This is a genomic window from Halorhabdus sp. SVX81 (genome assembly GCF_029207715.1).
GTDB lineage: Archaea > Halobacteriota > Halobacteria > Halobacteriales > Haloarculaceae > Halorhabdus.
The window spans coordinates 466,820-490,572 of sequence record NZ_CP104322.1; the positions used below are offsets into that span (position 1 = coordinate 466,820).

At 64.4% G+C, this 23,753-nt stretch carries 19 protein-coding genes and 1 pseudogene; 9 read left to right on the forward strand and 11 right to left on the reverse strand.

The window, feature by feature from the left end; translation table 11 throughout:
• Positions 1 to 26 precede the first annotated feature (26 nt).
• Complete coding sequence (locus SVXhr_RS02295; RefSeq protein ID WP_275739057.1) at positions 27 to 1,664, forward strand: GTP-binding protein; 1,638 nt, start codon at positions 27 to 29, stop codon at positions 1,662 to 1,664.
• Positions 1,665 to 1,842: 178 nt separating this feature from the next.
• Positions 1,843 to 2,718, forward strand: coding sequence for a site-specific DNA-methyltransferase (locus SVXhr_RS02300; protein WP_275739059.1), 876 nt, complete (start codon positions 1,843 to 1,845; stop codon positions 2,716 to 2,718).
• A 4-nt stretch (positions 2,719 to 2,722) separates the two neighbouring features.
• Here the strand turns inward: SVXhr_RS02300 and SVXhr_RS02305 are convergent, their stop codons facing one another.
• Together SVXhr_RS02305 and araA are read right to left on the reverse strand one after the other, a co-directional pair.
• Complete coding sequence (locus tag SVXhr_RS02305) at positions 2,723 to 3,487, reverse strand: PaeR7I family type II restriction endonuclease (protein WP_275739061.1); 765 nt, start codon at positions 3,485 to 3,487, stop codon at positions 2,723 to 2,725.
• Positions 3,488 to 3,560: 73 nt separating this feature from the next.
• A complete protein-coding gene (araA, locus tag SVXhr_RS02310) occupies positions 3,561 to 5,048 on the reverse strand; it encodes an L-arabinose isomerase (RefSeq protein WP_275739064.1) in 1,488 nt (495 codons plus the stop codon).
• A 138-nt stretch (positions 5,049 to 5,186) separates the two neighbouring features.
• Here araA and SVXhr_RS02315 point away from each other — a divergent pair, with 138 nt between their 5' ends.
• The 4 genes from SVXhr_RS02315 (at position 5,187) to SVXhr_RS02330 (ending at position 13,025) form a co-directional block, all read left to right on the forward strand.
• Positions 5,187 to 6,911: a glycoside hydrolase family 97 protein gene (locus SVXhr_RS02315; RefSeq protein WP_275739067.1), complete on the forward strand. Its 1,725-nt coding sequence runs from the start codon at positions 5,187 to 5,189 to the stop codon at positions 6,909 to 6,911.
• Between the two features lie 112 nt (positions 6,912 to 7,023).
• A complete protein-coding gene (locus SVXhr_RS02320; protein WP_275739069.1) occupies positions 7,024 to 8,535 on the forward strand; it encodes an alpha-L-arabinofuranosidase C-terminal domain-containing protein in 1,512 nt (503 codons plus the stop codon).
• A gap of 131 nt (positions 8,536 to 8,666) precedes the next feature.
• Positions 8,667 to 10,901, forward strand: coding sequence for an endo-1,4-beta-xylanase (locus SVXhr_RS02325; RefSeq protein WP_275739071.1), 2,235 nt, complete (start codon positions 8,667 to 8,669; stop codon positions 10,899 to 10,901).
• Positions 10,902 to 10,991: 90 nt separating this feature from the next.
• A complete protein-coding gene (locus SVXhr_RS02330) occupies positions 10,992 to 13,025 on the forward strand; it encodes a beta-L-arabinofuranosidase domain-containing protein (RefSeq protein WP_275739072.1) in 2,034 nt (677 codons plus the stop codon).
• Between the two features lie 813 nt (positions 13,026 to 13,838).
• Here SVXhr_RS02330 and SVXhr_RS02335 read toward each other — a convergent pair.
• Positions 13,839 to 15,377 carry an FGGY-family carbohydrate kinase gene (locus SVXhr_RS02335; RefSeq protein WP_275739073.1) on the reverse strand — a complete coding sequence of 513 codons (1,539 nt, stop codon included), beginning with the start codon at positions 15,375 to 15,377 and terminating at the stop codon, positions 13,839 to 13,841.
• A 5-nt stretch (positions 15,378 to 15,382) separates the two neighbouring features.
• Positions 15,383 to 16,030 carry a class II aldolase/adducin family protein gene (locus SVXhr_RS02340; RefSeq protein WP_275739074.1) on the reverse strand — a complete coding sequence of 216 codons (648 nt, stop codon included), beginning with the start codon at positions 16,028 to 16,030 and terminating at the stop codon, positions 15,383 to 15,385.
• 123 nt (positions 16,031 to 16,153) lie between these two features.
• On the opposite strand from SVXhr_RS02340, the gene SVXhr_RS02345 reads away from it, so the two are divergent.
• On the forward strand, positions 16,154 to 16,387 hold the full coding sequence (locus SVXhr_RS02345; RefSeq protein ID WP_015788899.1) for a hypothetical protein: 234 nt from the start codon (positions 16,154 to 16,156) through the stop codon (positions 16,385 to 16,387).
• A 27-nt stretch (positions 16,388 to 16,414) separates the two neighbouring features.
• On the opposite strand, the gene SVXhr_RS02350 is transcribed toward SVXhr_RS02345, so the two are convergent.
• The 7 genes and pseudogenes from SVXhr_RS02350 to aglM all read right to left on the reverse strand — a co-directional run bounded on the left by SVXhr_RS02350 (position 16,415) and on the right by aglM (position 21,501).
• Positions 16,415 to 17,086, reverse strand: coding sequence for an HAD family hydrolase (locus tag SVXhr_RS02350; protein ID WP_275739075.1), 672 nt, complete (start codon positions 17,084 to 17,086; stop codon positions 16,415 to 16,417).
• A gap of 215 nt (positions 17,087 to 17,301) precedes the next feature.
• Positions 17,302 to 18,056: pseudogene (locus tag SVXhr_RS02355) on the reverse strand (methyltransferase domain-containing protein).
• 1 nt (position 18,057) lies between these two features.
• Positions 18,058 to 18,990 carry a methenyltetrahydromethanopterin cyclohydrolase gene (mch, locus tag SVXhr_RS02360; protein WP_275739076.1) on the reverse strand — a complete coding sequence of 311 codons (933 nt, stop codon included), beginning with the start codon at positions 18,988 to 18,990 and terminating at the stop codon, positions 18,058 to 18,060.
• An 86-nt stretch (positions 18,991 to 19,076) separates the two neighbouring features.
• Entirely contained in the window at positions 19,077 to 19,394 is a 318-nt protein-coding gene (locus tag SVXhr_RS02365; RefSeq protein WP_275739077.1) for a thiamine-binding protein, read from the reverse strand.
• Between the two features lie 69 nt (positions 19,395 to 19,463).
• Positions 19,464 to 19,826: a DUF5615 family PIN-like protein gene (locus tag SVXhr_RS02370; protein ID WP_008527195.1), complete on the reverse strand. Its 363-nt coding sequence runs from the start codon at positions 19,824 to 19,826 to the stop codon at positions 19,464 to 19,466.
• On the reverse strand, positions 19,823 to 20,101 hold the full coding sequence (locus tag SVXhr_RS02375) for a DUF433 domain-containing protein (RefSeq protein ID WP_275739078.1): 279 nt from the start codon (positions 20,099 to 20,101) through the stop codon (positions 19,823 to 19,825). Before SVXhr_RS02375 ends, SVXhr_RS02370 begins: the two co-directional genes overlap by 4 nt.
• Before the next feature lie 101 nt (positions 20,102 to 20,202).
• On the reverse strand, positions 20,203 to 21,501 hold the full coding sequence (gene aglM / locus SVXhr_RS02380) for a UDP-glucose 6-dehydrogenase AglM (protein ID WP_275739079.1): 1,299 nt from the start codon (positions 21,499 to 21,501) through the stop codon (positions 20,203 to 20,205).
• Positions 21,502 to 21,916: 415 nt separating this feature from the next.
• Between aglM and aglF the strand changes: the two genes are divergently transcribed.
• Positions 21,917 to 22,663, forward strand: a complete 747-nt coding sequence (gene aglF, locus SVXhr_RS02385) for a UTP--glucose-1-phosphate uridylyltransferase AglF (protein ID WP_275739080.1) — start codon at positions 21,917 to 21,919, stop codon at positions 22,661 to 22,663.
• 65 nt (positions 22,664 to 22,728) lie between these two features.
• Positions 22,729 to 23,718: an NAD-dependent epimerase/dehydratase family protein gene (locus SVXhr_RS02390; RefSeq protein WP_275739081.1), complete on the forward strand. Its 990-nt coding sequence runs from the start codon at positions 22,729 to 22,731 to the stop codon at positions 23,716 to 23,718.
• The last annotated feature ends 35 nt before the right edge of the window (positions 23,719 to 23,753 follow it).

The window sequence follows — 23,753 nt, forward strand, 5'->3', positions numbered from 1 at the left end:
TGGGGACACCACCGTTACCTGTTGGCATGACTCCCGACCGGGCCGTCCTCGAACGCGCGATCGAGCGCGGCGAGCACGAGGGCGGCAGCGTCGAGTTCAAGGAACGCCTGACTCGCGATACGCACCTCGTCGACGGTCGCCTCGAAAGTCTGGCCGCCCAGCTTCGCCACCGCGTCCTCAGCGGCGATGGCGAAGCGACCTACGTTGTGGGGATCACCGACGACGGGAACCTGGCTGGTATCGACCCCGAGGCGTTCTCCGAATCGATGGACGTCCTCTCGCTGCTCGCCGACGAAGCCGGGGCGCACATCGAGGACGTCGAGACCTGGGGGGTCGACGGGGAGGGCAATGCCGTCCGTGGCCAGTCCGGCGAGCGCGGGATCGCCGGTGTGGCGACGATCCGGGAGGGCGCGGTCATGGACGACGACGAGCACATCGTTGTCGGGACCGCCGGCCACGTCGACCACGGCAAGAGCACCCTCGTCGGCTCGCTCGTAACGGGCCAGGCCGACGACGGCCAGGGCGGGACGCGCTCGTACATGGATGTTCGCCCCCACGAGGTCGAGCGCGGCCTCTCCGCCGATCTTTCGTATGGCGTCTACGGCTTCGACGACGACGGCCCCGTCCGGATGGACAACCCCGACCGGAAGACCGACCGCGCACGGATCGTCGAGGAGGCCGACCGCCTCGTGAGCTTCGTCGATACGGTCGGCCACGAGCCCTGGCTCCGGACCACGATCCGCGGGCTCGTCGGCCAGAAGCTCGATTACGGCCTGTTGACGGTTGCTGCCGACGATGGGCCCACCAAGACGACCCGCGAACACCTGGGCATCCTGCTGGCGACCGAACTGCCGACGATCGTCGCCATCACGAAGGCCGATCTCGTCGACGCCGACCGGATCGCCACAGTCGAGCGTGAGGTCGAGCGCCTGCTGCGGGACGTCGAGAAGACACCGCTGCCGGTCGAGCGCCACGGCGTCGACGCCGCGATCGAGGAGATCTCAGAGACCGTCGTCCCCGTGGTGACGACCAGCGCCGTCACGGGCGATGGACTCGACACCTTAGACGAACTCTTCGAGCGACTCCCCAAGACCGGTGGCGACGAGACGGCCGAGTTCCGGATGTACGTCGACCGGAGCTACAACGTCACCGGCGTCGGCGCGGTCGCCTCGGGGACGATCAACGCCGGCCGCGTCGAGGCCGGCGACGAACTCCTGCTGGGCCCGATGGCCGACGGCACCTTCCGCGAGGTCGAGGCCCGATCCATCGAGATGCACTACCACCGCGTCGACGAGGGCCGTGCCGGTCGGATCGTCGGTATCGCGCTGAAAGGCGTCGAAGAACAGGACGTCGAACGCGGGATGGTCCTCCTGCCCCGCGAGGCCGATCCCCAACCGGTCCGGGAGTTCGAGGCCGAGGTGATGGTGCTCAACCACCCGACGCGGATCGGCGAGGGCTACGAACCCGTGGTGCACTTAGAGACCATCAGCGAGGCCGCCGCGTTCTATCCCGAGGGCGGCCAGCTACTTCCGGGCGACAGCGGGCGGGCGCGCGTTCGATTCAAGTTCCGCCCGTATCTGGTCGAGGAAGGCCAGCGCTTCGTCTTCCGGGAGGGGCGTTCGAAGGGCGTCGGGACAGTGACCGACGTGACTGGCGTGGAGTAATTGCTGGATTTCACTCCCACAAACACAAGTTTAACAACTAGCCGTCGGCCATCTCTACGAGATGGCAAATCAGGTCGACTATCCTGCGCATGTTCCTGGTAGCTGTGACGATCTCCTCTCCAAATCCGATCAGGAACTCAAATCTGCTCTCCCCGAACTCGCCCGTGATCAAGCCCGTATGGCTGAAATCGATGCGGCTGTGGAGGCGCTCCCAACGCATCACGAGTTGCATCTCGGTGATGCCCGTGATCTCTCGATGGTTGCTGACGAAAGCGTCGAGTTGGTGGTCACGTCCCCGCCATACTTCGACATCAAGGATTACGAGAACGGGACCGGCGGCGAAGATCAACTCGGCGATCTCGAAAGTTACGAGCAGTTCAATGCGGAAATCGACAAGGTTTGGAAACAGGCCTATGACAAGTTAGTTCCTGGCGGGCGGATGTGTGTCGTCGTCGGTGACGTCCTTCGGTCCCGGAGCGACTATGGCCGCCATCGGGTACTCCCACTGCACGCCACGATTCAGGAACACTGTACTGATATCGGCTTCGACAATCTCGCGCCGATCATCTGGTATAAGATCGGCAATGCAAGCCTCGAATCCGGTGGGAACGCTCGATTTTTGGGCAAACCGTATGAGCCTGGTGCGGTCATCAAAAACGACATTGAGTACATTCTTTTGTTCCGCAAGCCGGGAGGGTATCGATCACCTTCGACCGCTGAGCGGATTCTGAGCCTGATCGAAGCTGATCGCCATCAGACCATGTTTCGGCAGCTGTGGGACGACATCAAAGGCGAACGACAGACGGATCACCCTGCCCCCTTCCCCGCCGAACTGGCTGAGCGACTCGTTCGCATGTTCTCGTTCGTGGGCGACACAGTACTCGATCCCTTCGCTGGTTCCGGATCAACCGCCGTCGGTGCGTCCCGGTGTGGGCGTGACTCGATTTCCGTCGAACTCGAAGAGGAATACTTCGATGTCGCAAAGGACCGACTCGAAGACGAGAAAGGGACTCTGACCAATTACGAGAGTTTGTCGATGCGGATCTCGCGGTAGTGGCCTATGGGTCTGGGTTTTCATCAGACTCCGCCAAATCGGGCTGTTCGAACTCGAGGTGGCTTTTCACATGTGCGACCAGCGAGGACAGATAGCGCTGGAAAGTGAGTTCCCGGTTGACGTGGCTGAATTCCCCGTCCAATCCGTCTTCCTTTTTGGACGTGATGAATGCAGCCTGATCGACCAATCGCTGCCGGACCATCCGCAGACAGAGTTGTTCGGTCCGATCGACATAGGAAGCGTCCGTGAATTCGTCATCCACGTCGAAATTGGGTTCACGGACCCTCACTGGACTCCGTGACTTCTCTGTATCTGCCATGAGGATGAAATAGCCCACCCAAGGGGTCGGCGACGGCTCGAACAGTCCTTCCTCATACGCCTGATACAGATCAGTATTGTTCCCGACGGCTTCTTCGATCCGGTTGTTCAGGTTGTTTCCGAAAGAACTCGCGATCGATTTCAGCTCCATGACGGCCAAGAGCTCGTCGTCGATCACGACAGCCAGGTCCCAGCGCTTCGTCGCCCGGTAATATCCGGGTAACACGGCATCGTGGTCGTGCAGTACTGCATCGCGAGGGACGCCGGCTCTCACAAGTGCGTCTTCGATGAGGCCCGCAAAGCCATCCATTTGCGCCCCACCTACAACCTGCGCTCGCCGGCCACGTGCGGTATTTTCGGACTCCTCCTGTATCTCTTCCTGATCGGACAGCGTCGCCCAGTAGTGTCGCACCGCATCAGAAATTTCCCGGTCGAGATCATCGAAGACCATACGCCGGTAGAAATATCCGATTATTGTAGTAGTTCCGATTACAGATTGCTTCAGTCGCTATACTCCGGTCGTTCTACGAGAGTTTCCGCTCGACGTCCGCGATGTCGGTGTCCGCGCCGACGTGAAGATGCTCGATCCCGGTCATCGACGCGAAGTCTTCGAGGTGCTCGCTCGTCACGGCCTGGCTGTAGCCCGTGTGGTGGGCGCCACCGGCCTTGATCCACGCCTCGATGGCGGTCTCGAAGTTCGGTTCGGGTTTCCAGACCGCCCGCGCGACGGGGAGTTCGGGCAGCGGTTCGTCCGGTCCGACGGACTCGACGTCGTTGGTGATGAGCCGGAAGCGATCGCCCATGTCGACGAGCGAGGCGTTGATCGCCGGACCGGTGTCGGCGTCGAAGACCGCCCGGACGGGGTCGGCCTTCCCGCCGATGTCGAGCGGGTGGATCTCGAGGCGGGGCTGTTCGCCCGCGATCGACTCACAGATCTCCAGCATGTGCGCCCCGAGGACCTTCTCGTCGCCCTCGGTGAGATCGTAGGTGTAGTGTTCCATCAGGGATGTGCCACCATTCAGCCCCTGGCCCATGACTTTCATCGCCCGGGTCAACAGCGCCGACTTCCAGTCGCCCTCCGGGCCGAACCCGTAGCCGTCGGCCATCAACCGCTGGACCGCGAGGCCGGGGAGCTGGGACAGGCCGGTCAGGTTCTCGAAGGTGGTGGTGAAGCCGACGAACTCACCGTCTTCGAGAAACGCCCGAATGCCGAGTTCGATCCGTGCGGCCTCTCTGAGTGAGTCGCGTCGGTCGCCGTCGGCCTGAAGTTCGGCTGCGAGTTCGTATTGCCGGTCGTACTCCTCAAGGAGGTCGTCGATCTCGCTCTCGGTGACGTCCTCGACGAACGCGACGAGGTCGCCCAGGCCGTAGCCGTCGACGCTCGCGCCGAAGGCCATCTGGGCGGATACCTTGTCGCCCTCGGTGACGGCGACGTCGCGCATGTTGTCGCCGAAGCGGGCGATCTTTGCGCCCTGGAGTTCGTGGCGGGCGGCCGCGGCGCGCGCCCAGGTGCCGAGTTGCTCGCGGACGTCGTCGTCCTCCCAGTGGCCGACCACGACCTTCCGGTCGATGTCGAGTCGCGAGACGATGTGGCCGAACTCGCGGCCGCCGTGGGCGGACTGATTCGCGTTCATGAAGTCCATGTCGATCTCGTCCCAGGGCAACTCGCGGTTGAACTGGGTGTGGAGGTGGACGAAGGGGACATCCAGCGCCTGCAGGCCACGGATCCACATCTTCGCCGGCGAGAAGGTGTGCATCCAGGTGATGAGGCCGATGCAGTCCTCGCTGGCGTTGGCCTCCCTGACGACCGACTCGATGGCGTCGCCGGTCGTCAGGACAGACTTGAATTCGATGCTGACCGGGATACGGTCGTCATCGTCGAGTCCGGCGGCGACCTCGCGGGCGTGTTCCTCGACGAGGTCGAGCGTCTCCTCGCCGTAGAGGTGCTGGCTCCCGGTGAGGAACCACACTTCCAGGTCGTCGAAGTCCGTGCCGTGCGGGACGGGTGACATTGATGGTCATAGATCGGGCGACCCCGAGTAAAAATCGATCGATAGAGTCGGACGAAAGCGACCGGCGACGAATCCCTCTTCTTTCGCCCGGTCGTGTCTCCCCCTGATTCATTATCCCATCGATTGAACCATGTGGGCATGGTCACGATCACCGATCCGACCGGCGGACTCACCGCCGAGGTCGATCCTGACGGGACGATCTGGCTCGAACGCGACGACACTCGCGTACTCGATCCATCGCCCTATGGCATTCGAACGCCCTACGGCCAGTTCCCGGGCGACTTCGACCTGCGCGAGCAGTCGCGAGCCGAGATCGACGAGACCTACGAGCTATCCCACGGAAAGGAATCAAGCCCGCACCATCTGGCGACCGAGACGACGCTGACCTTCGCGGGCGACGGCGGGACCGTCGACCTCCAGGTCCGGGTCGCGACCGACGGCGTCGCCTACCGGTATCACATCGAGGGCGACCACGACCAGTATCTCCTGCCCGGCGACGAGTCCGGCTTCCGGTTCCCCGACGGGGCAGTCGCCTGGGTCTCGGAGTACCAGGCCAACCACGAGGGCCACAGCTGCCAGTCGCCCGTGACCGCCCTCGAGGGCGAGTACAACCTTCCCGGCCTGTTTCGCGTCGGCGAGTCCTGGGCACTCATCGCTGAGGCCGGCGTCGACGGCACCTGGATGGCCGGGCGACTCGCCGACGCCGACGACCACCCGGTCGGCGTCGACATCGCGTTCCCCGAGGCGAGTCCGACCTCCCACGTCTGGGGCCACGACCCCGTCACTTCGCCGTGGCGAGTCGCCATCGTCGGCGACCTCGCGACCGTCGTCGAGTCGACGCTGCCGACCGACCTTCTTGAGGGACCGGCGTTCGATCCCGAGTGGGTCGAACCGGGTCGCGTCGGGTGGTCGTGGTGGTCCAGCGGCTCGCAAGTCCGGGATCTCGAGACCCTGACGGACTACGTCGACTACGCCGAAGAGCGCGGCTGGGAGTACGTCCTCGTCGACTTCGAGTGGGATGAGGCGTGGATCCCAGACCTGGTTGAGTATGCCAACGAGCGCGGTATCGGCGTCGAACTCTGGGCCAATTTCATCGACCTGAACACCGAGTCCAAGCGTGAGCAGCGACTGTCCCGGTGGAGCGAGTGGGGCGTCGACGGGATCAAGGTCGACTTCATGGACAGCGACGACCAGGGGCGGATGCAGTTCTACACTGATCTGGCCGCCGACGCCGCCGAATACGAACTCACGGTCAACTTCCACGGCTCGGCCGTCCCGACTGGCCTTCGTCGGCGCTACCCTAACATTCTGACCTACGAGGGCGTCCGCGGCGCGGAGTACTACAAGTGGGACACGAACACGCCCGAGCACAACACGATCCTGCCCTTCACCCGCAACGTCGTGGGGCCGATGGACTACACACCGGTGACGTTCTCGGCCGACCGGCGACTCACCTCGGCGGGCCACGAACTCGCGCTGTCGGTCGTCTACGAGTCGGGACTCCAGCACTTCGCCGACAGCATCGAGAGCTACGCTGACTATCCACTCGCCGAGGACGTACTCGAAGCCGTCCCCGCAGCGTGGGACGAGACAGTCTTCCTGGGTGGCCACCCCGGGAGCGAGGCGACGCTCGCCCGCCGGCGGGGTGAGCAGTGGTTCGTCGGGTCGATCACGGCCGGGCCTGCCCGGACGGTCGAGGTGTCCCTGCCCGAACTCGATTTCCTCGACGATTCGGCGACCGCGACCGTCACGACCGACGCCGGGGACGGCGCGGGCCTCGAAGCGTTCGAGCGTGAGGTCTCCCCGGGCGGGACGCTGTCGGTCCCCGTCGCCGAGCACGGCGGGTTCGTCGCGAGGCTCTGAGGCGCGCCGTGTCGCGCCGTCGAAACTCCCACGGATCGCCCGTCGAATCCGCCGGACGGCTGCGTTCCTTCGAACACAATTTATAAATACGAATTGGCCGCTCGACTAGGCTATGGGCTCTGCAATTCACGTCCAGCAGCGCGAACCGATCGCCGAGATCGACCCGAACCTCTATGGCCACTTCGCCGAGCACCTCGGGCGGTGCATCTACGGCGGACTGTGGGTCGGTGAGGACGACCGGGTCCCGACCGAGGACGGGGTTCGGATGGACACGATCGACCTTCTCGCGGATTTGGATATGCCTGTCCTGCGGTGGCCGGGCGGGTGTTTCGCGGACGACTACCACTGGGAGGACGGGATCGGCCCGCGCGAGGAGCGGCCGACCCGACGCAACGCGTTCTGGACGCAGGGACGCGCGGACATCCCCGAAGAGCCCAACGAGTTCGGCACGGAGGAGTTCATGCGGGTCTGTGATCTGCTCGATGCCGAACCCTACCTCGCGGCCAACCTCGGCAGCGGGTCGCCCGGCGAGGCGGCCGACTGGCTGGAGTACTGCAACTACGACGGCGACACGGAACTCGCGAACCGCCGCGCCGAGAACGGCAGCGATGACCCGCACGACGTGAAATTCTGGGGCGTCGGCAACGAGAACTGGGGGTGTGGCGGCCGGATGAGTCCGGAGCAATACGCCGAGGAGTTCCGGCGCTTCGCGACCTACCTCCGCAGCGTCGACGGCCTCCTGAGCGAGGAAGACGTCGAACTCGTCTCCGTCGGGCACATCCACGACGACTGGAACCGCAAGTTCCTCGACGCGCTCTCTGAGTGTGCGAGTTTCACCGAGGGACCCTACGACCTGATGGAGCACATGTCCGTCCATCGCTACTACGAGGCGGGCAGCGACACGGACTTCGACGACGAGGAGTACTTCCGACTGCTCGCGCGCTCTCGCAAAGTCGGTGGCGACGTCGACAACGCCGTCGACGCGCTGTCGGTCTACGCCCCCGAATCCGACATCAGTATCGTCGTCGACGAGTGGGGCGTCTGGCACCCCGAGGCGACTAACACCAACGGCCTCGAACAGGAGAACACGGTCCGTGACGCGATTTCGGCGGCCGGCGTCTTCGACGACCTCCACGAACGGGCCGACGTGGTCGCGATGGCGAACATCGCCCAGACGGTCAACGTCCTGCAGTGTCTGGTCCAGACCGACGAGGAGGCCGCCTGGCCGACCCCGACCTATCACGTGTTCGACCTCTACGAGGGCCACGCCGGCGGGACGGCCCTCGATACGGTCGTCGACACCGACGAGCGCGAGGTCGAGGACGAACCCTACGACGTGCCGCTGGTGAGTGCCTCGGCGTCCGAGCACGACGACGAGGTGTACGTGACGCTGTCGAACCGGGCCCTGGAGAGCGAGGACGTCACCGTCTCGCTCGACGACGATGGCGCAACTGTCCGCGACAGCGCGGTGCTGTTCGCCGACACCGACGTCGAGGCGTACTCGCGCAAGGACAACGCGGCGGCGTTCGCGCCCGAGGAGATCGACGTCGAGGCGACCGGCGACGGGACGTTCGAGGTCACGGTCCCGGCGAGTTCGGTCGTGGCGCTGACCGTCGACGTCTGATTCCAGTCCCGTCTACTGATTTTGCTGGCCTCGTTGTTCGGCGGCATGTCGTCGCCTCGCCGTGTCTGTGCCTGTGCGCTCGATCAAAAACAATAAACCATGTTGTTACGACACCCTGACAAATGGCACCAATGAACGATGACGGCGACAGTCACAGCGACCGGCGCACGTTTCTCAAATCGATCGGGGCACTCGGCGCGAGTACGGCAGTGGGGACCGGAGCGATCGGTTCGGTCACGGCCGACGAGCACCTCGACCAATATCACCGGACGCTCAGGGAGGAACTCACCGACGAGCGGGGGCTTCCAGCAGGGGAGTTCGTCTACGGCGGGACCGAGAAGGCGCCATTGGACGCGTTCAGCCACAACGGCGGGGAGGGCGGTACCGAAACCGAGATGGACGTCTCGGCCGACGACGTGCCGATCACGATCGCCGACAGACTCCAGGTCACCGAGACGCCGGAGAACGCCTACGCCTACACGTACAAGGGCTCCATCGATGACCGGTCGTTCAGCCAGGGTGACGTCCTCCTCGGGGTGGCGTACCTCAGGGGTGTGGACACGGCAAGCGCGGACGCCGAGGTCCAGACCCAGGCCGGGTTCAAGTGGGAGTACACCAACCCCGACGGCTCGACGGGCTACTCCAGCAACATGGTCGTCAGCCCGGCGAACATCTCGCCGGGGTCGAGTTGGGAGCGTCACTACTTCGTCGTCGAGATCGGCGAGAAACCCGACGGCTCCGAGTTCCAGCCGTTCTTCGAGTTCTGGACCGGATTCACCGCACAGACGATCGACTTCGGCGGGATGGCGCTGATCGATTACAGCGACACGGACGTCACGGCCGGGCGACTCAACGAGTTGCTCGTCTCGTATGACTACGACGGCCGCGGGGCGGACGCCCAGTGGCGCCAGGCGGCCCACGATCGGATCGAGAAGATCCGCAAGACCGACGTCGAGGTCGAAGTGCTCGATGGCGACGGGAACGCCGTCGCCGACGCCGACGTCGAGGTCGCGATGGCCGAACACGCTTTCGACTTCGGCGGCGAGTTCACGCTCTCCCAGATCGGCGACCGATGGGATTCTGACGTCGCCGAGACCTACCGCCGGACGTGGCTGGAGAACTTCAACAAGGGCGTTCTCACGAACGCACTGAAGGTCTCACCCTGGAGCGGCGAGTGGGGCGAAGCCGTCAATGCGGACACGGCGCGCCGCGCCATCCAGTGGTTGCTCGACAACGACGTCCCGACACGGGGCCACGCGTTAGTCTGGGAGGAATGGGACTGGATGAACATCGACGCCGACCAGTCCGACGCGGCGATCAACGACCTCGTCACCGAGCGGATCCGCACGCGCGCCAGCGAGTTCCGGGGCGACTTCGTCGAGTGGGACATGCACAACCACCCGATCTGGCAGCCCAACATCCGCGAGCAGATCGGCCGGGAGGCCGCCCTCGAGTGGTGGCAGACCGCCCACGATGCCGCGCCGGACGCCCAGATGTACGTCAACGAGATGAACATCATCGCCGGGAGCAGCTATCGCGACCCCTACGACGAGTTCATCACCTGGCTCATGGACAACGATGCCGGCGTCGAGGGGATCGGGTTCATGGGCCACTTCGACATCACCAACCTGACGCCGCCCGCGGAACTCCTCTCGGTGTTCGACCGCTTCGGCGAACACGGCGTCCCGCTGCAGATCACGGAGTTCGACGTGCAGATGGACAGCCGGGACGACGAGGCCAAGGTCGAGGCCCAGGCTGACTACGTCCGTGACGTGCTCACGGCGGCGTTCAGCCACAAGGCCGTCGAGGGGGTGATGTCCTGGTGCTTCTGGGACGAGAGTGGTGAACCCAAGCGCTACTACAGCGAGGACTGGACGCTCCGTCCACATGGTGAGGAGTATCAGCGCCTGGTCTTCGAGGAGTGGTGGACCGAGGAATCCGGCACGACCGACGGCGACGGTGTCTACGCCACGGACGGGTTCAAGGGCACCTACACGATCACGGCGACCGACGGCGACCAAACTGCCGAACGCGCGGTCGAGATCGGCGACGACACCGGCACCGTGACGGTCACACTCGGCGAGAGCGACGCCGGTGGGGGCCAAAAGGACGATAGCGACGACGAAACCGAGACCCCGCCCGGCGCGTTGCCCGGCGGCGAGGGACCGCCCCAGGACCTCGACGGCGACGGTCGTCACGAGGATGTCGACGGCGACGGCGACGCCGATATCGCCGACTTGCGGTCGCTGTTGAACAACCGCGACAGCGGGATGGTCCAGGAAAACGCCGGGGCGTACGACTTCGACGGCGACGGAGACGTCGACGCCGGCGACGTGCTTGCGCTGTTCCGACAGCTCTACCGGTAGGATCACTGATCGGGCAGCTATTTTCGTGTCTCCGGGCGAGTCGGCGTCGGATACAAACGCTTATCGTGGAGACTGTCCAGCCATCGAGACATGGACGTGAACCGGCAGTCCCCCCCGATCGAGACCGTGACGATCGACGACGGGTTCTGGACGCCGCGACGCGAGATCAACCGCGACGTCACGGTCGAGTACCAGTACGAGCAACTCGAAGAGGCGGGCACGCTCGACAATTTCCGGCGGGTGCGCGACGGCAAACGCGGCGGACACAGCGGCATGTGGTTCCAGGATTCGGACGCCTACAAGTGGATCGAGGCGGCGAGTTACGTGCTCACCTCGCGGGACGACGACGATCTGGAAGCCCGCGTCGACGAGGTGATCGCCCTCATCGCCGACGCGCAGGGGGCCGAGGGTTACCTCAACACCTACTTCGACCTGGAGGTACCCGAGAAACGCTGGAGCAACCTCAACACGATGCACGAACTCTACTGCGGGGGCCACCTGATCGAGGCCGCGGTCGCGCACTACCGCGCGACCGGCAAGGAAACCCTGATCGACGTGGCGCGGAGCTTCGCCGATCACGTCGACGAGATGTTTCCCCAGCAGATCGACGGCGCGCCGGGCCACCAGGAGATCGAACTCGCGCTGATCAAACTCGCTGCCGTGACCGACGAGGACCGGTATCGCGACCTCGCGGCGTACTTCGTCGACGTGCGCGGGAATACCGATCGCTTCGCGTGGGAGAACGACCACCGCGAGGAGATCGCGACGCTCGAGGAGTGGGAGGGCGACGAGGGCGGTGCGGAGGGTGACGGTGAGATCGGGGCGGACGACGGAGACGCCGATAGCGATGGCGACGCCGAGGAGGGTACTGACGACGCCGAGGCGGAGAACGACGACGTCGAGGACGACGAGTGGGAGGACGCCGAGGTCGAACCGTACGACGCGAGCTACAACCAGGCCCACGCCCCATTGCGGGAGCAGGACGCCGTCGAGGGCCACGCCGTCCGGGCGATGTACTACTTCGCCGGCGCGACCGATGTCGCCGCCGAGACGGGCGACGATGGTCTGCTCGCCCACCTCGATGACCTCTGGGAGAACATGACCCGGCGGCGGATGTACGTCACCGGCGGGATCGGCTCCCAGCACCCCGGCGAGCGCTTCACGATCGATTACTACCTGCCGAACGAGACGGCCTACGCCGAGACGTGCGCGGCGATCGGGAGCATCTTCTGGAACCAGCGCATGTTCGAAGCGACGGGCGACGCGAAATATTCGGACCTGATCGAGTGGACGCTGTACAACGCGGTGTTGCCGGGCGTCTCGCTCGATGGGCGGGAGTTCTTCTACGACAACCCGCTTGCGAGCGACGGTGACAGCCACCGTGAGGGGTGGTTCGACTGTGCGTGCTGTCCGCCGAACGTCGCGCGATTGCTCGCCTCACTCGAACGGTATCTCTATGCGACCGACGACGAGGCGCTCTACGTCAACCAGTACGTCGGCGGGACGGCCGAACTATCGGTCGCTGGGACGGCCGTCTCGATCAGCCAGGAGTCTGCCCTGCCATGGGAGGGCAGCGTCACACTCGACGTCGACGCCGCAGAACCAGCCACGTTCGCCCTCCGGCTCCGGGTGCCCGGCTGGGCCGAGGACGTCTCGATCACTGTCGACGGCGAAGCGGTCGACACGGCTGTCGACGCCGCGGACGCGCCGACGTACGCCACCCTCGACCGGGAATGGGCGGACGCCGAGATCAGCGTCGAGTTCGAGATGGGCGTCGAAATCCGGCAAGCCCACCCCGCCGTCGCGGCCGACGCCGGCCGCGTGGCACTGACGCGCGGCCCGCTGGTGTACTGTCTGGAGGGCGTCGATCACGACCGCCCGCTCCACCAGTACGCGATCGATCCCACGACCGATTTCGCGGCGACTCATCGCGAAGACGTACTTGACGGAGTTACCGTCCTCGACGGCGAGGCCACGGTGCCGTCACTCGACGGCTGGGACGATGAACTCTACCGGCCCGCTGTCGAAACTGAGACGGAGAACGCGTCGATCACCGCCGTCCCCTACTACGCCTGGGACAACCGCGACCCCGGCGAGATGGCTGTCTGGATGCGAGAAGCGTAGGGCTGGTAGCTAAGAGAAGGACTCAAACTGAGTGAGACTGCTCTGAAAGCCCTCGCCAGTTTCGGTCCCGTGACTCGCTGTCACCGGAAATCGAAGATTTCCGAGATGAGCGTGGGACTCATAGTGAAATGGAGAACGATTGAAAGAATAAATTGAAAGCCCCGGCTGGCTCCAGTCGAGGGGCTCGCTGCGGTCCTCGGCTTACCGCCTGCGGTCCTTGCGTCGCCCGTCTTCCCGGAGCCAGCCGCCCCTTTCAGTCCCACCCGAGACCGGTTGGCCAGCCGAAACGGGCGGGAATGGAAGGGGACGCCCGCTCGGGGACGGCGGACGAAGTAAGGCGCGAGGCGGCGAGCCGCTTCGGCACGCGCGAACGGGCGCTTCGCGCCCGTGAGCGGACACCGCAGCGAACGAAGTGAGTGAGGAGCGCAACGAGTGCGTGGCCGAGCAGTGCGCGGTCGAGCGTAGCGAGACCACGAGAATTGCGAGCGGTGAAACCGCGAGCAGAGCGAGGCCACGAAAACGCGAACGGGGAGAGCGAGGCGCGAGCGCCTCGAGTGCGAACGGGGAACGGAGTGACCCGTGAGCGAGTTCCCCGAGCCGAGCGGGCGTGGGCTTCCCACTCTCCAATACTCATCTCGTGTATGCAGTACTACGCCGCCACGCGTGGCTCGCCCTTTCATTTTACCAGAAGACTGCGTCTTCTGGTCGCCCGAAAATCTTCGGTTTTCGCAGGCCGCCAGGATTCGGACACATAGCCGACAGAAACGCTCTCGTTGCTCGGTACTTAGCTGAACACCGCCGTAGGCCCGACCCTTACAGCTGCGCGAGGTCGTGCATTTCGTCTTTGGTGTTCTGATAGAGTCGCTTGTAGATGTCGTAGTACTCGTCGTAGGTGTCGACGTTCTCTGGCTCCGGCGTGTACACTTCACCAGTCTCGGTCCATTCGGTAGCGATGTCGTAGTCCTCAAAGAGGCCCGTCCCCACGCCGACGACCAGCGCGTCGCCAAGCGGCGCGCCGACGCCGCCGGCCGGCACCTCCATCCGCCGGCCCGTGACGTCCGCGAGGATCTGCATCCACAGCTCGGAGTTCGAGACGCCGCCGACGACGCTGGTCTCGGGCTTCAGCGGAATCCCGATCTCCTCGGCGACCTCGACGTTGTGCCGGAGGCTGTACCCGCCGGCCTCCATCAGTGCCCGGTACATGTGGGACTTGCCGTGATAGAGCGACAGTCCGGTGAACATCCCCCTGGCGTCCGGGTCCCAGATCGGCGAGCGCTCACCCTTGAAGTACGGCAGCGCGACCAGTCCCTCCGAGCCGGCCGGGATCTCTTCGGCTTTCATGTTCAGCAACTCGAAGGGATCGACGTCGACGAGTTCGCCGGCCTGCTCTTCGGGGCCGCCGAACTCGTCCTTGAACCACTCGATCAGCCCGCCCGTGGTTGCCGAGCCACCCCAGGTGTATATCTTCTGCTCACCCTCGGCGACGTGGGGCATCGAGACGAGCTGCTGGTCCAGGCCCGCACCCTCGTGGATCGTTCCCCAGCACGTCGAGGTGCCCATCATGCTGACGTTGTCGCCCTCCTCGAACGCACCGGCGGCGAGCGTCGCCATCGGCGCGTCGACGCCGCCAGCGAGCACCGGCGTCCCCTCCGGAAGGCCACTCTGCTCGGCCGCATCGGCGGTCACCTCACCGACGATCTCCTCAGTGGGAACCAGCCGTTCGGGGAACTTCTCGATCGGGATCTCCAGCATCTCGCAAGCCTCCTCGGACCACGCCAGGTCGTGGATGTCGAAGACGCCGCCGACGTTGCCGGCCGAGGAGTAATCGACGGCCAGCTCGTCGGTCATGACGTACTCGACGTAGTTGTTCGGCGGGACGAAGTTCTCGATGTCGTCCCAGACCTCGGGCTCGTGTTCCTTGATCCAGCGGATCTTCGTGTACCCGTAATACGAATCGACGTAGTTGCCGGTGATCTCGAAGAGCCGATCGAGGTCGACGTGCTCTTTGACCCACTCGACCTGGTCGGTCGCGCGGCGATCCATCCAGATGAGACAGGGGTAGACCGGTTCGCCCTCGCCATCGAGGGGGACGCCCGCGCCGCCGTAGAGGCTGGAGATGCTGATCCCGCGGATCTCGCTGGGATCGACCTCGGCCTCGTCGATGGCTTGCTGGATCGAGTCGTAGGTGGCCTCGACCCAGACGTCGGGCCACTGCTGGGCCCACGACGGTTCGGGTTGTTCGACCTCGTAGCCAGCATTCCCGGAGCCCAGCACCTCGCCCTCCGGCGAGACCAGGATCGTCTTCGTGCTGTTCGTCCCGATGTCCGTCCCCACGAGGTATTGTCCGTCCATCGGAATCACTCCTGGCCGTAGCCCTCGAGATACTCCTGGTTGAGGCGTTCGGCCTCCTCGTTGGGGATCTCTTCGGGCGTGCCCAGGTCCTCGGCGATCGAGGAAATCTTCGCGCTGTGTTCGATGTGGAGCGCTGCCTTCAGCGCGTCGCCGGGGGTGTCACCGGCGGCGAAGAGGCCGTGGTTTTTCATCAGGAGGCCCTGGAACTTGCCATCGCCCGTGTGCTTGGCGAACTCCTCGCCGATGGCCTCGGTCCCCGGCGGGACGTACGAAGAGACGGGGATCGACTCGCCGAAGGTGTCGGCGAGTTCGGTGACGTAGACGGGGAGTTCCCGCCCGGCGGCGGCGAAGGCGGTCGCGTACGTCGAGTGAGTGTGGATGATCCCGCCGAGTTCCTCGTTTGCCCGATAGATGTGGAGGTGGGCCCCTGTGTCCACGGAGGGCTTGAGATCGCCTTCGACAACGTCGCCGTCCATGTCCACGACGACGAGGTTCTCCGGCGAGAGTTCGTCGTAGTCGACGCCGCTTGGCTTGATCACGACGCGATCGCCCTCGCGACCGCTGACGTTGCCGCTGGTGCCCCTGACGAGGTCGTTCTCCGGCAGTGCCATCAGCGTCTCGTAGACCGTCTCGCGTAGACTCTCGAGTGCCATGTTCACCCGACCGTTCGCTTGGGTGGGTAAAATCTCTTGGTACTGCTCGACCCGGGTTCTATCGGTCGAATCTGTCGACGATATCAACAAAATACTTTTGAACTGATCGTCGTAGTGTCACGTATGGTCGACATCGCAGAGGTCGCTCTGGGTCTGGGACTCACACTCGCCGGGGTCGCGTCGATCGTCGGCGCTCGCTCGATCGCGGACCTCTCCGAGCAACTGGACGCGATCGGGAGCACGCATTCGGCCGCCGAGACGGAGGCGGCGCCGTGGAAAGTCTCGATGTACCGATATTCCGGTGCGTTCATCGTCTTTCTCGGCCTGCTGTTCGTCCTGGCCGGTCTCGGGCTTTGAACCGGTATTGGCCTCCTTTGGTTTCCGCTAGTGCCAGGGTTCCTCGACCACGTCGTGCATCGACTCGACCCGATGATCGGGGACGGGGTCCGGGTCGATGCTGGCGTCCCCGTCGAGCCAGACTGACCGCAGTCCGGCGTTGTGTGCGCCGGCGACATCGGCCGAGAGGGAGTTGCCGACGTGGACGGCACGCCCGGCGTCGACTCCAAGTTCGTCGAGCGCCGTGTAGAACGGTTCGGGATCAGGTTTGTACGGTGCGTCGTGGCCACCGTGGACGATCGTCTCGAAGCGGTCCCCGATCCCGAGGCCGGCGAGTTTCTGGGACTGCATCCACGGGTCACCGTTGGTGACGAGGCCGACGCGATACTGCTCGGCAGCCGTTTGGACGGCCTCCCGCGCGCCGGGCAGAAACCGAACGTTCGACTGGTCGCGCTCGGCCTCGAAGGCCTCGGCGACGGCCCGACCCACGTCTTCGTCGAGTCCCGCCTCCCCGGCGAACGCGGCGAAACACCGCCGGCGGAGGTCCCGGATGTCGTCACCCGGGCGTGCGAACTCCTCGAAGCGATCGTAGAACGTCTCGATCGGGAACCAGGGCTCGACGCCGACCCGGTCGAAGGCCGCCGACAGCACGTCCGCGGCGGGGCGGTGATACTCACAGAGGGTGTCGTCCAGGTCGAACAGCACGGCGTCGACGGTCATTGTGCGTCCAGAGGGGCCCGTGATTCAAAACGACAACGGACAACGCTGACGGACGGACTTTCACCCTGGCCGGCACCCTCTCGGCCAGGATCGTCGCCGAAAGCGGGATCGATTACGAGGGCGTGACCACGTCCCTCGATATCGACTTCACAGAGCGCTCTTCGCTGGCGGAGTGATTCACGAACCGCTCCTCGCTGGCGGAGTGACGACTTCGCTCACTCTTTGACAGCAACGATTCGCAGCCGGCGGTAGTCCGCCGTCCAGGTCTCGCCGTCGAAGTATTCCTCCCGCAGGGCGTCTTCGGCGTCGCTGATGACGGCCGCCCGGGTCTCGTCGTCGAGATGGTCGAGCAGGTCGTCACAGAACATGTCGTAGAGCTGTCGAAGACCGTTCTCGCCACTCTCGAGCTCGGTCGGCCGGTCGAACAGCCGCGCCAAGCGAACCTCGAACCCGTGGTCCGCAAGCCGTGGCGCGTATTCGTCGATGCTCGCGAAGTACCACGGCAGTTCGGCGTCGTATCCCCGCTTCCGGAGTGCCGACTGGAGTGCCCCGTTGATCGCGGCCACGTTCCCGCGGCCACCGAACTCCACCACCAGCCGGCCATCCGGGACGAGTGCGTCGGCAATGGTCGAGAGTAGTGCATCCTGATCGTCGATCCAGTGGAAGGCCGCGTTCGAGAAGACGGCATCGAACGACTCGTCGGGGTCGAACGCCGTCGCGTCGGCCACCCGAAACGTCGGCTCGGAATGTCGATCGCGGGCGCGTCGATCATCTCGGCGGAACTGTCGATCCCGACGACCGCAGCTCCGGACGCTGCGATCTCGGCTGTCAGTTCTCCCGTCCCACAACCGACGTCGAGAATCCGCTCGCCCGGCTCTGGATCGAGCAGCGACAGCAGCGACTCACCGTACTCGTAGACGAACGCGTGACCCTCATAGGCCACCGGATCCCAGTCGTTTCCGTCGCTCATCTCACAGCCCGAAACTCTCGACGAGGAGCTCCTCGTCGGTCTCGCCGTAGACGGCCGTTTCCCCGCCGATGACGTCGACAGTGACCTGCGCTGGGCCGAAGACATCCGCCGGCAGTTCCTCGAAGTCCCAGTCGGCGTCCTCGAAGATCTCGGCGAAGGGTTGGCTGTACTCCTCGCCTGCCGTCGAGGGTATCTCTTCGAACCTGTCGAACTCGCTCTCGACGGTGAGATGGACGCGACCGCCGTAGGCGAGTGCGTCGTTCGTCCGCGCGATAGCCGCCTCCTCGCTTTCGGCGACGGGGGCGACGGGTGCGACGCCCGATACCGAGTGGACATCTTCGGGATCGTAGCCCAATTCAAACAGCTGGAAGACGGCAGATTCACTCGCTCGCGCGCCCGCTGCGACGCTGCCGGTAATCGACGCCGTCGAAAACGCCGGCAGGAAGACGCTACTTTCGGGGACGCCCGCGAGGTCGGCGACCTGGGCTGCGGCCGCCTCGGTCGGCAGCGCGTCGCTCTCGACGGCGAGCACGGCGAAGTCGAAGGCCTCGACGTACTCCAGCCGCTCGAAGATTTCCTCTCTGGCGACCAAGGCCCGTGCGGGGCCGCTACCCAGCCCCTCGAAATCCTCGGTCGCGAGTTCCCAGCCGGCCTTCTGCCCGGCGAGCAGCGCCAGTGCCGGGTGGTCGGTCGTCACCTCGACGTGGGGGAGGGCGGCGTCGCCGACCGACTCCAGTCGCGTGGTGACGGAGGCGAGTCCCGCGGTCTGGATCTCGGTGAGCATCAGCCCCGCTTCGACGCCACCAGCGTGCTCGACGCCGAAGTCGAGGACCGTCGTCTCGTTGTCGAGTCGATACTCCGCGATGCCGAGCTCGTCGGCGAAGTCGATGGCCTCGTCGACGAGTTCGGTTCCGAGGCGATTGAGTTGGTCCATACGCCCCGATCGATCCCCGACCCTGAAAACCCATCCCTCCCGGCTAGTTGGTACCGGTCCGGTGTCAGATCCCAACGCGAGGGGTCTTACTCCTCGGCGTCGCGTTTGGGATCGTGCCCGAGTTCCTCGGCGACGGACTCGACTTTCTCGCCGGCAGCGTGTTCGACGGCGCGCTTGTCGTCGATCTTGAGGAACGTCTCGACGCGATCGGCGTCGACCGCCGCGTGGGCGTCGGCGGCTGCTTCGAAGAGCACCGCTGCGTCCTCGGCCTCGATGATCGTCCCCATCGGCGTCGTCTCGTAGCCGACGTCGTGTTCCTCGATCGCCGCGACCGCCTTGGCGACCTCGCCCGACATGCTGCCTTCGATGACCGGTGCGACGCTCAGGAAGCCAAACGCTGTCATAGGTGGATCTGCGGTCGCGGCGTACAAAACGGTTCGTGGTCTGTCTCGAAACGACGGAAGAAGAGGGGGTCAATCCTGTAACCACTCGTACCACGTGTCTATCTCGACGTATTCGTCACGGAGTTCCTCGGCTCCGTACTGTTCGAACACTTCTTCGACAGTCCGAGCGAATCCCTCCGGATCGTCGTCGGGTAGTGACTGGTCATAGTAGATCAGCAGTCCAGCGTGGTCCGTTTTGCGATGCAGCAATTCGAAATCCCTCGCGTTGTTCGACACCAACACGACGTCGTTTCGGTCACACCATTGGAGCAACTCCTCGTCTGTCGTGTATTCGCCGAACCGATCTTTTGCCTGGCTGACGTCGAATCCGCGGTCCCGAAGCACGTGTTCGCAAATCCGGCTGACGTGTTCGTCTAGAAGCAGCTGACTCATGAAACCGGTTCTTTCGGCTGCAGCGACGACTCACGCAACCGGTCGCGCGTCTCCGCGTTCTCGCGTTCGATCGCCCGGATTTCCTCGATGTTGTCATAATAATACGAGAGGGCCTCGTAGACGGCCCCCAACGAGATATCGAGCTGATCAGCTACGTAGGCGGGTGCATACCCTGCATCGACTACTTTCCCGGCGACGTGTCGGACGCCGATTCGGGTCCCCTCGATCCGCGGTTCTCCCCCGAGGATGTCCTCGGTTCGGACGATGCTTGACATTGTATAAAGACATTGATCGTGTCGATATATAAACGTTCGTCAGGGTCTCACCCGTCTGGTATCTATTTCCCAGCCAATTACCTGAATTGACTCTTTCACCCTCACCAGGTCAGGCCGTCGTACTCGATTCCGTCCCGGGGCTCGACGATCCGGCGACCGTCGATCACGACGGGGTCGGCCATCGCCTCAAACTCCGCATCGAGGGCGGCGAACTCGTCCCAATCGGTGACGAACAACGCCGCGCTGGCTCCCTCTAAAGCTTCGGCCGCACTGTCGGCGTAGGTGAGGTCGGGGTACTGCTCGCGCATGTTCTCGGTCGCGACGGGGTCGTAGGCGACGATCTCGGCGTCACGCTCCAGTAGCCCCTCGATGACCGGGACGGCTCGCGTATAGCGGATGTCGTCCGTCCCAGGCTTGAACGCGAGGCCCATCACGGCGACGCGCTTGCCCGCAACGTCGGTGTGGTCGTCCAGCAGATCGAGGAGACGTTCGGGCTGGCGGTCGTTGACCTCGACGGTGGCGTCGAGCAGGACGGGGTCGTACTCGCGTTCGCGTGCGGCGGCGCGGATCGCCGCGACGTCCTTCGGAAAGCATGATCCGCCCCAACCGAGTCCCGATCGCAGGAAATGTTCGTCGATTCGGTGATCCAGCGCGATGGCGTCGGCGACCTCGTAGGCGTCGACGCCGTACTCCTTGCAGATGTTCCCGAGTTCGTTGATCAGGCTGACCTTCGTCGCGAGGAAGGCGTTGTTGGCGTACTTGATCATCTCGGCCTCGCGGATCCCCGTCTCGACGATCGCGGGGTCGCCCGCGGCGGCTGCGACTAAGGGCTCGTAGACCTGATTCAGGGTCTCGACGGCCCGGTCGTCCTCGGCCCCGATGACGATCTTGTCGGGATCCTTGAAATCATTGAGGGCGAATCCCTCACGGAGGAACTCGGGGTTCATCGCGATCCGGAACCCCTCGCCGACGGTCTTGCCCGACGCGTCTTCGATGGCGGGTGCGATCGTCTCGGCAGTTGTCCCGGGGATGACCGTGCTCTTGACGACCACGAGGTGATCGCCGTCCTTCTGGGCGATGACCTCGCCGAGTGACGCTGCGGCGGCTTCCATCGCTGAGAGGTCGATACTGCCGTCATCGTTGGAGGGTGTGGGCAGCGCGAGGAACGTGACGTCGCTGTCCGCGAGTTCGTTGTAGTCCGTGGTCGCGACCAGCGAGTCACCGCCGTATTCGGCCATGAGCTCGTCCAGGCCGGGTTCATGGATGGGTGCTTCGCCGTTATTGACGGCTGCTACGACGTCCTCGTCGATATCGACGTTCGTGACTGTGTGGCCCAACTCCGCGAACCAGGCGGCGATCGTCGTGCCGATGTATCCGCTGCCGACGACGCTTACGTGCATCGTTGGGATTTCAGGCCCTTCGGATTTGGTCGTTTCCCTTTCGACATCCGATTCACGTTCGAACGTGGGTTTCACGGGTAATTCCTCCCACAGTCGTGCGACCGGGATCGCTTTCGGGAATCGGGCCGCATACCCGCTTGAGATGCAAGAGGAGGTCGACCCCGCTGATTCCGCTCTCCACGTCAGTCGATCGAGACACCCGCGGACGCGATAGAGCGTCGACGAACGCAACCACGGTCGGTGACCTCATCGAGGACTGGTCCGGCGACGCCGCGATGTCTCAACTGCGTGGCTCGGAATGAGGACCGCGACCGAACGACGGTAAGCCGCTATCCCTGCCACGACTTTGCCGAGTCGCGCCGACCCTGTTGACCGACGGCAAGGCATATACTCCCCGGACGAAAATACAGATCCAATGAAGGCTGTCGTACTCGCCGCCGGCAAGGGCACCCGCCTCAGACCGCTGACCGAGGACAAGCCGAAGGTGATGGTCGAGGTCGACGGCAAGCCCCTCCTGACGCACAGTTTCGAGCAACTGCTCGAACTCGGCGTGGACGAACTTATCGTCGTCGTCGGCTATCAGAAACAGGACATCATCAGCCATTACGGCGACGAATTCGAGGGCGTGCCGATCACGTATACCCACCAGCGCGAACAGCAAGGGTTGGCCCACGCGCTGTTGACCGCCGAGGAGCACGTCGAGGAGGACTTCATGCTGATGCTTGGGGACAACATCTTCCGGGCGAACCTCGAGGACGTCGTCAAGCGCCAGCGCGAGAGTCGCACGGATGCGGCGTTCCTCGTCGAGGAAGTCCCGATGGACGAGGCCTCACGCTACGGCGTCTGTGATACTAACGATTACGGCGAGATCGTCGAGGTGATCGAAAAACCCGACGACCCGCCGTCGAATTTGGTGATGACGGGCTTCTATACGTTCTCGCCGGCCATCTTTCACGCCGCCAAGCTCGTCCAGCCGTCCGACCGCGGCGAGTACGAGATCAGCGACGCGATCGACCTCCTGTTGCAGAGCGGGCGGACCATCGACGCGATCCGGCTCGACGGCTGGCGTATCGACGTCGGTTACCCCGAGGACCGCGACCGCGCCGAGGAGCGCCTCCAGGTATCCGGCCCCGAGGCTGACGCCCCTGAATCGTCGTCCTGACGACGCTATCGGTGCCATCCCGACGCTTCCGACGGATTTTTGCTCGCCCCGTTATATCAATGCGCATGAAGATTCTCGTCACCGGCGGCGCGGGTTTCATCGGCGGGCACCTCGCAGAGCACTTCGCCGCAGACGGTCACGACGTAGTGGTCCTGGACAACCTTGACCCGTACTACAGCGTCGATTTGAAGCGTCATAACATCGAGAAGGGCCGGGAGGCCGGCACGCACGGTGACGGCTCCTACGAGTTCGTCGAGGGTGACGTTCGCGACGCGGACCTCGTGGAAGAACTCGTCGCCGACGTTGATTTCGTCTTCCACGAGGCCGCCCAGGCCGGCGTCCGGACCAGCGTCGAGAATCCGCGCAAGTACGACGCCATCAACGTCGACGGCACGCTGAACGTGCTGGACGCGGCTCGCGATCACGGGATCGAGCGCGTCGTCGTCGCGAGTTCCTCTTCAGTCTACGGCGGTCGCGAGGAATACCTGCCCTTCTCGGAGACTGACCCGGCGATGCCAGTCAGCCCCTATGGGGCCTCGAAGCTCGCTGCCGAACGCTACACCTGCGCCTACGCGGACGTCTACGACTTGCCCGCCGTGGCGCTGCGGTACTTCACGGTCTATGGCCCCCGGATGCGGCCGAACATGGCGATCTCTAACTTCGTCTCGCGGGCGATCAACGGCGACCCGCCCGTGGTCTACGGCGACGGCTCCCAGATCCGGGATTTCACCTATATCGAAGATATCGTCGCGGCGAACGAGACGCTGCTATCGACGGACGCCGGCGACGGCGAGGTGTTGAACATCGGGAGTTCGGGAACTATCGACATCGAGACGCTGGCGACCGAGATCCGTGACCAACTCGCGCCCGGTCTCGATCTGGACTACGCCGACCGTCACGACGCCGACGCCGAAGCGACCCACGCGGACATCTCGAAGGCCACGGCGGTACTCGGGTACGAACCGACACGGTCGATCCGTGAAGGTGTTTCCGAGTTCATCGAGTGGTACCGGGCGAACCGCGAGTGGTACGAACCGCTCGTCCTTGAGAGCTAGAGCGCGACTTCGGAGCCATCGCCTACCGCTTTCCG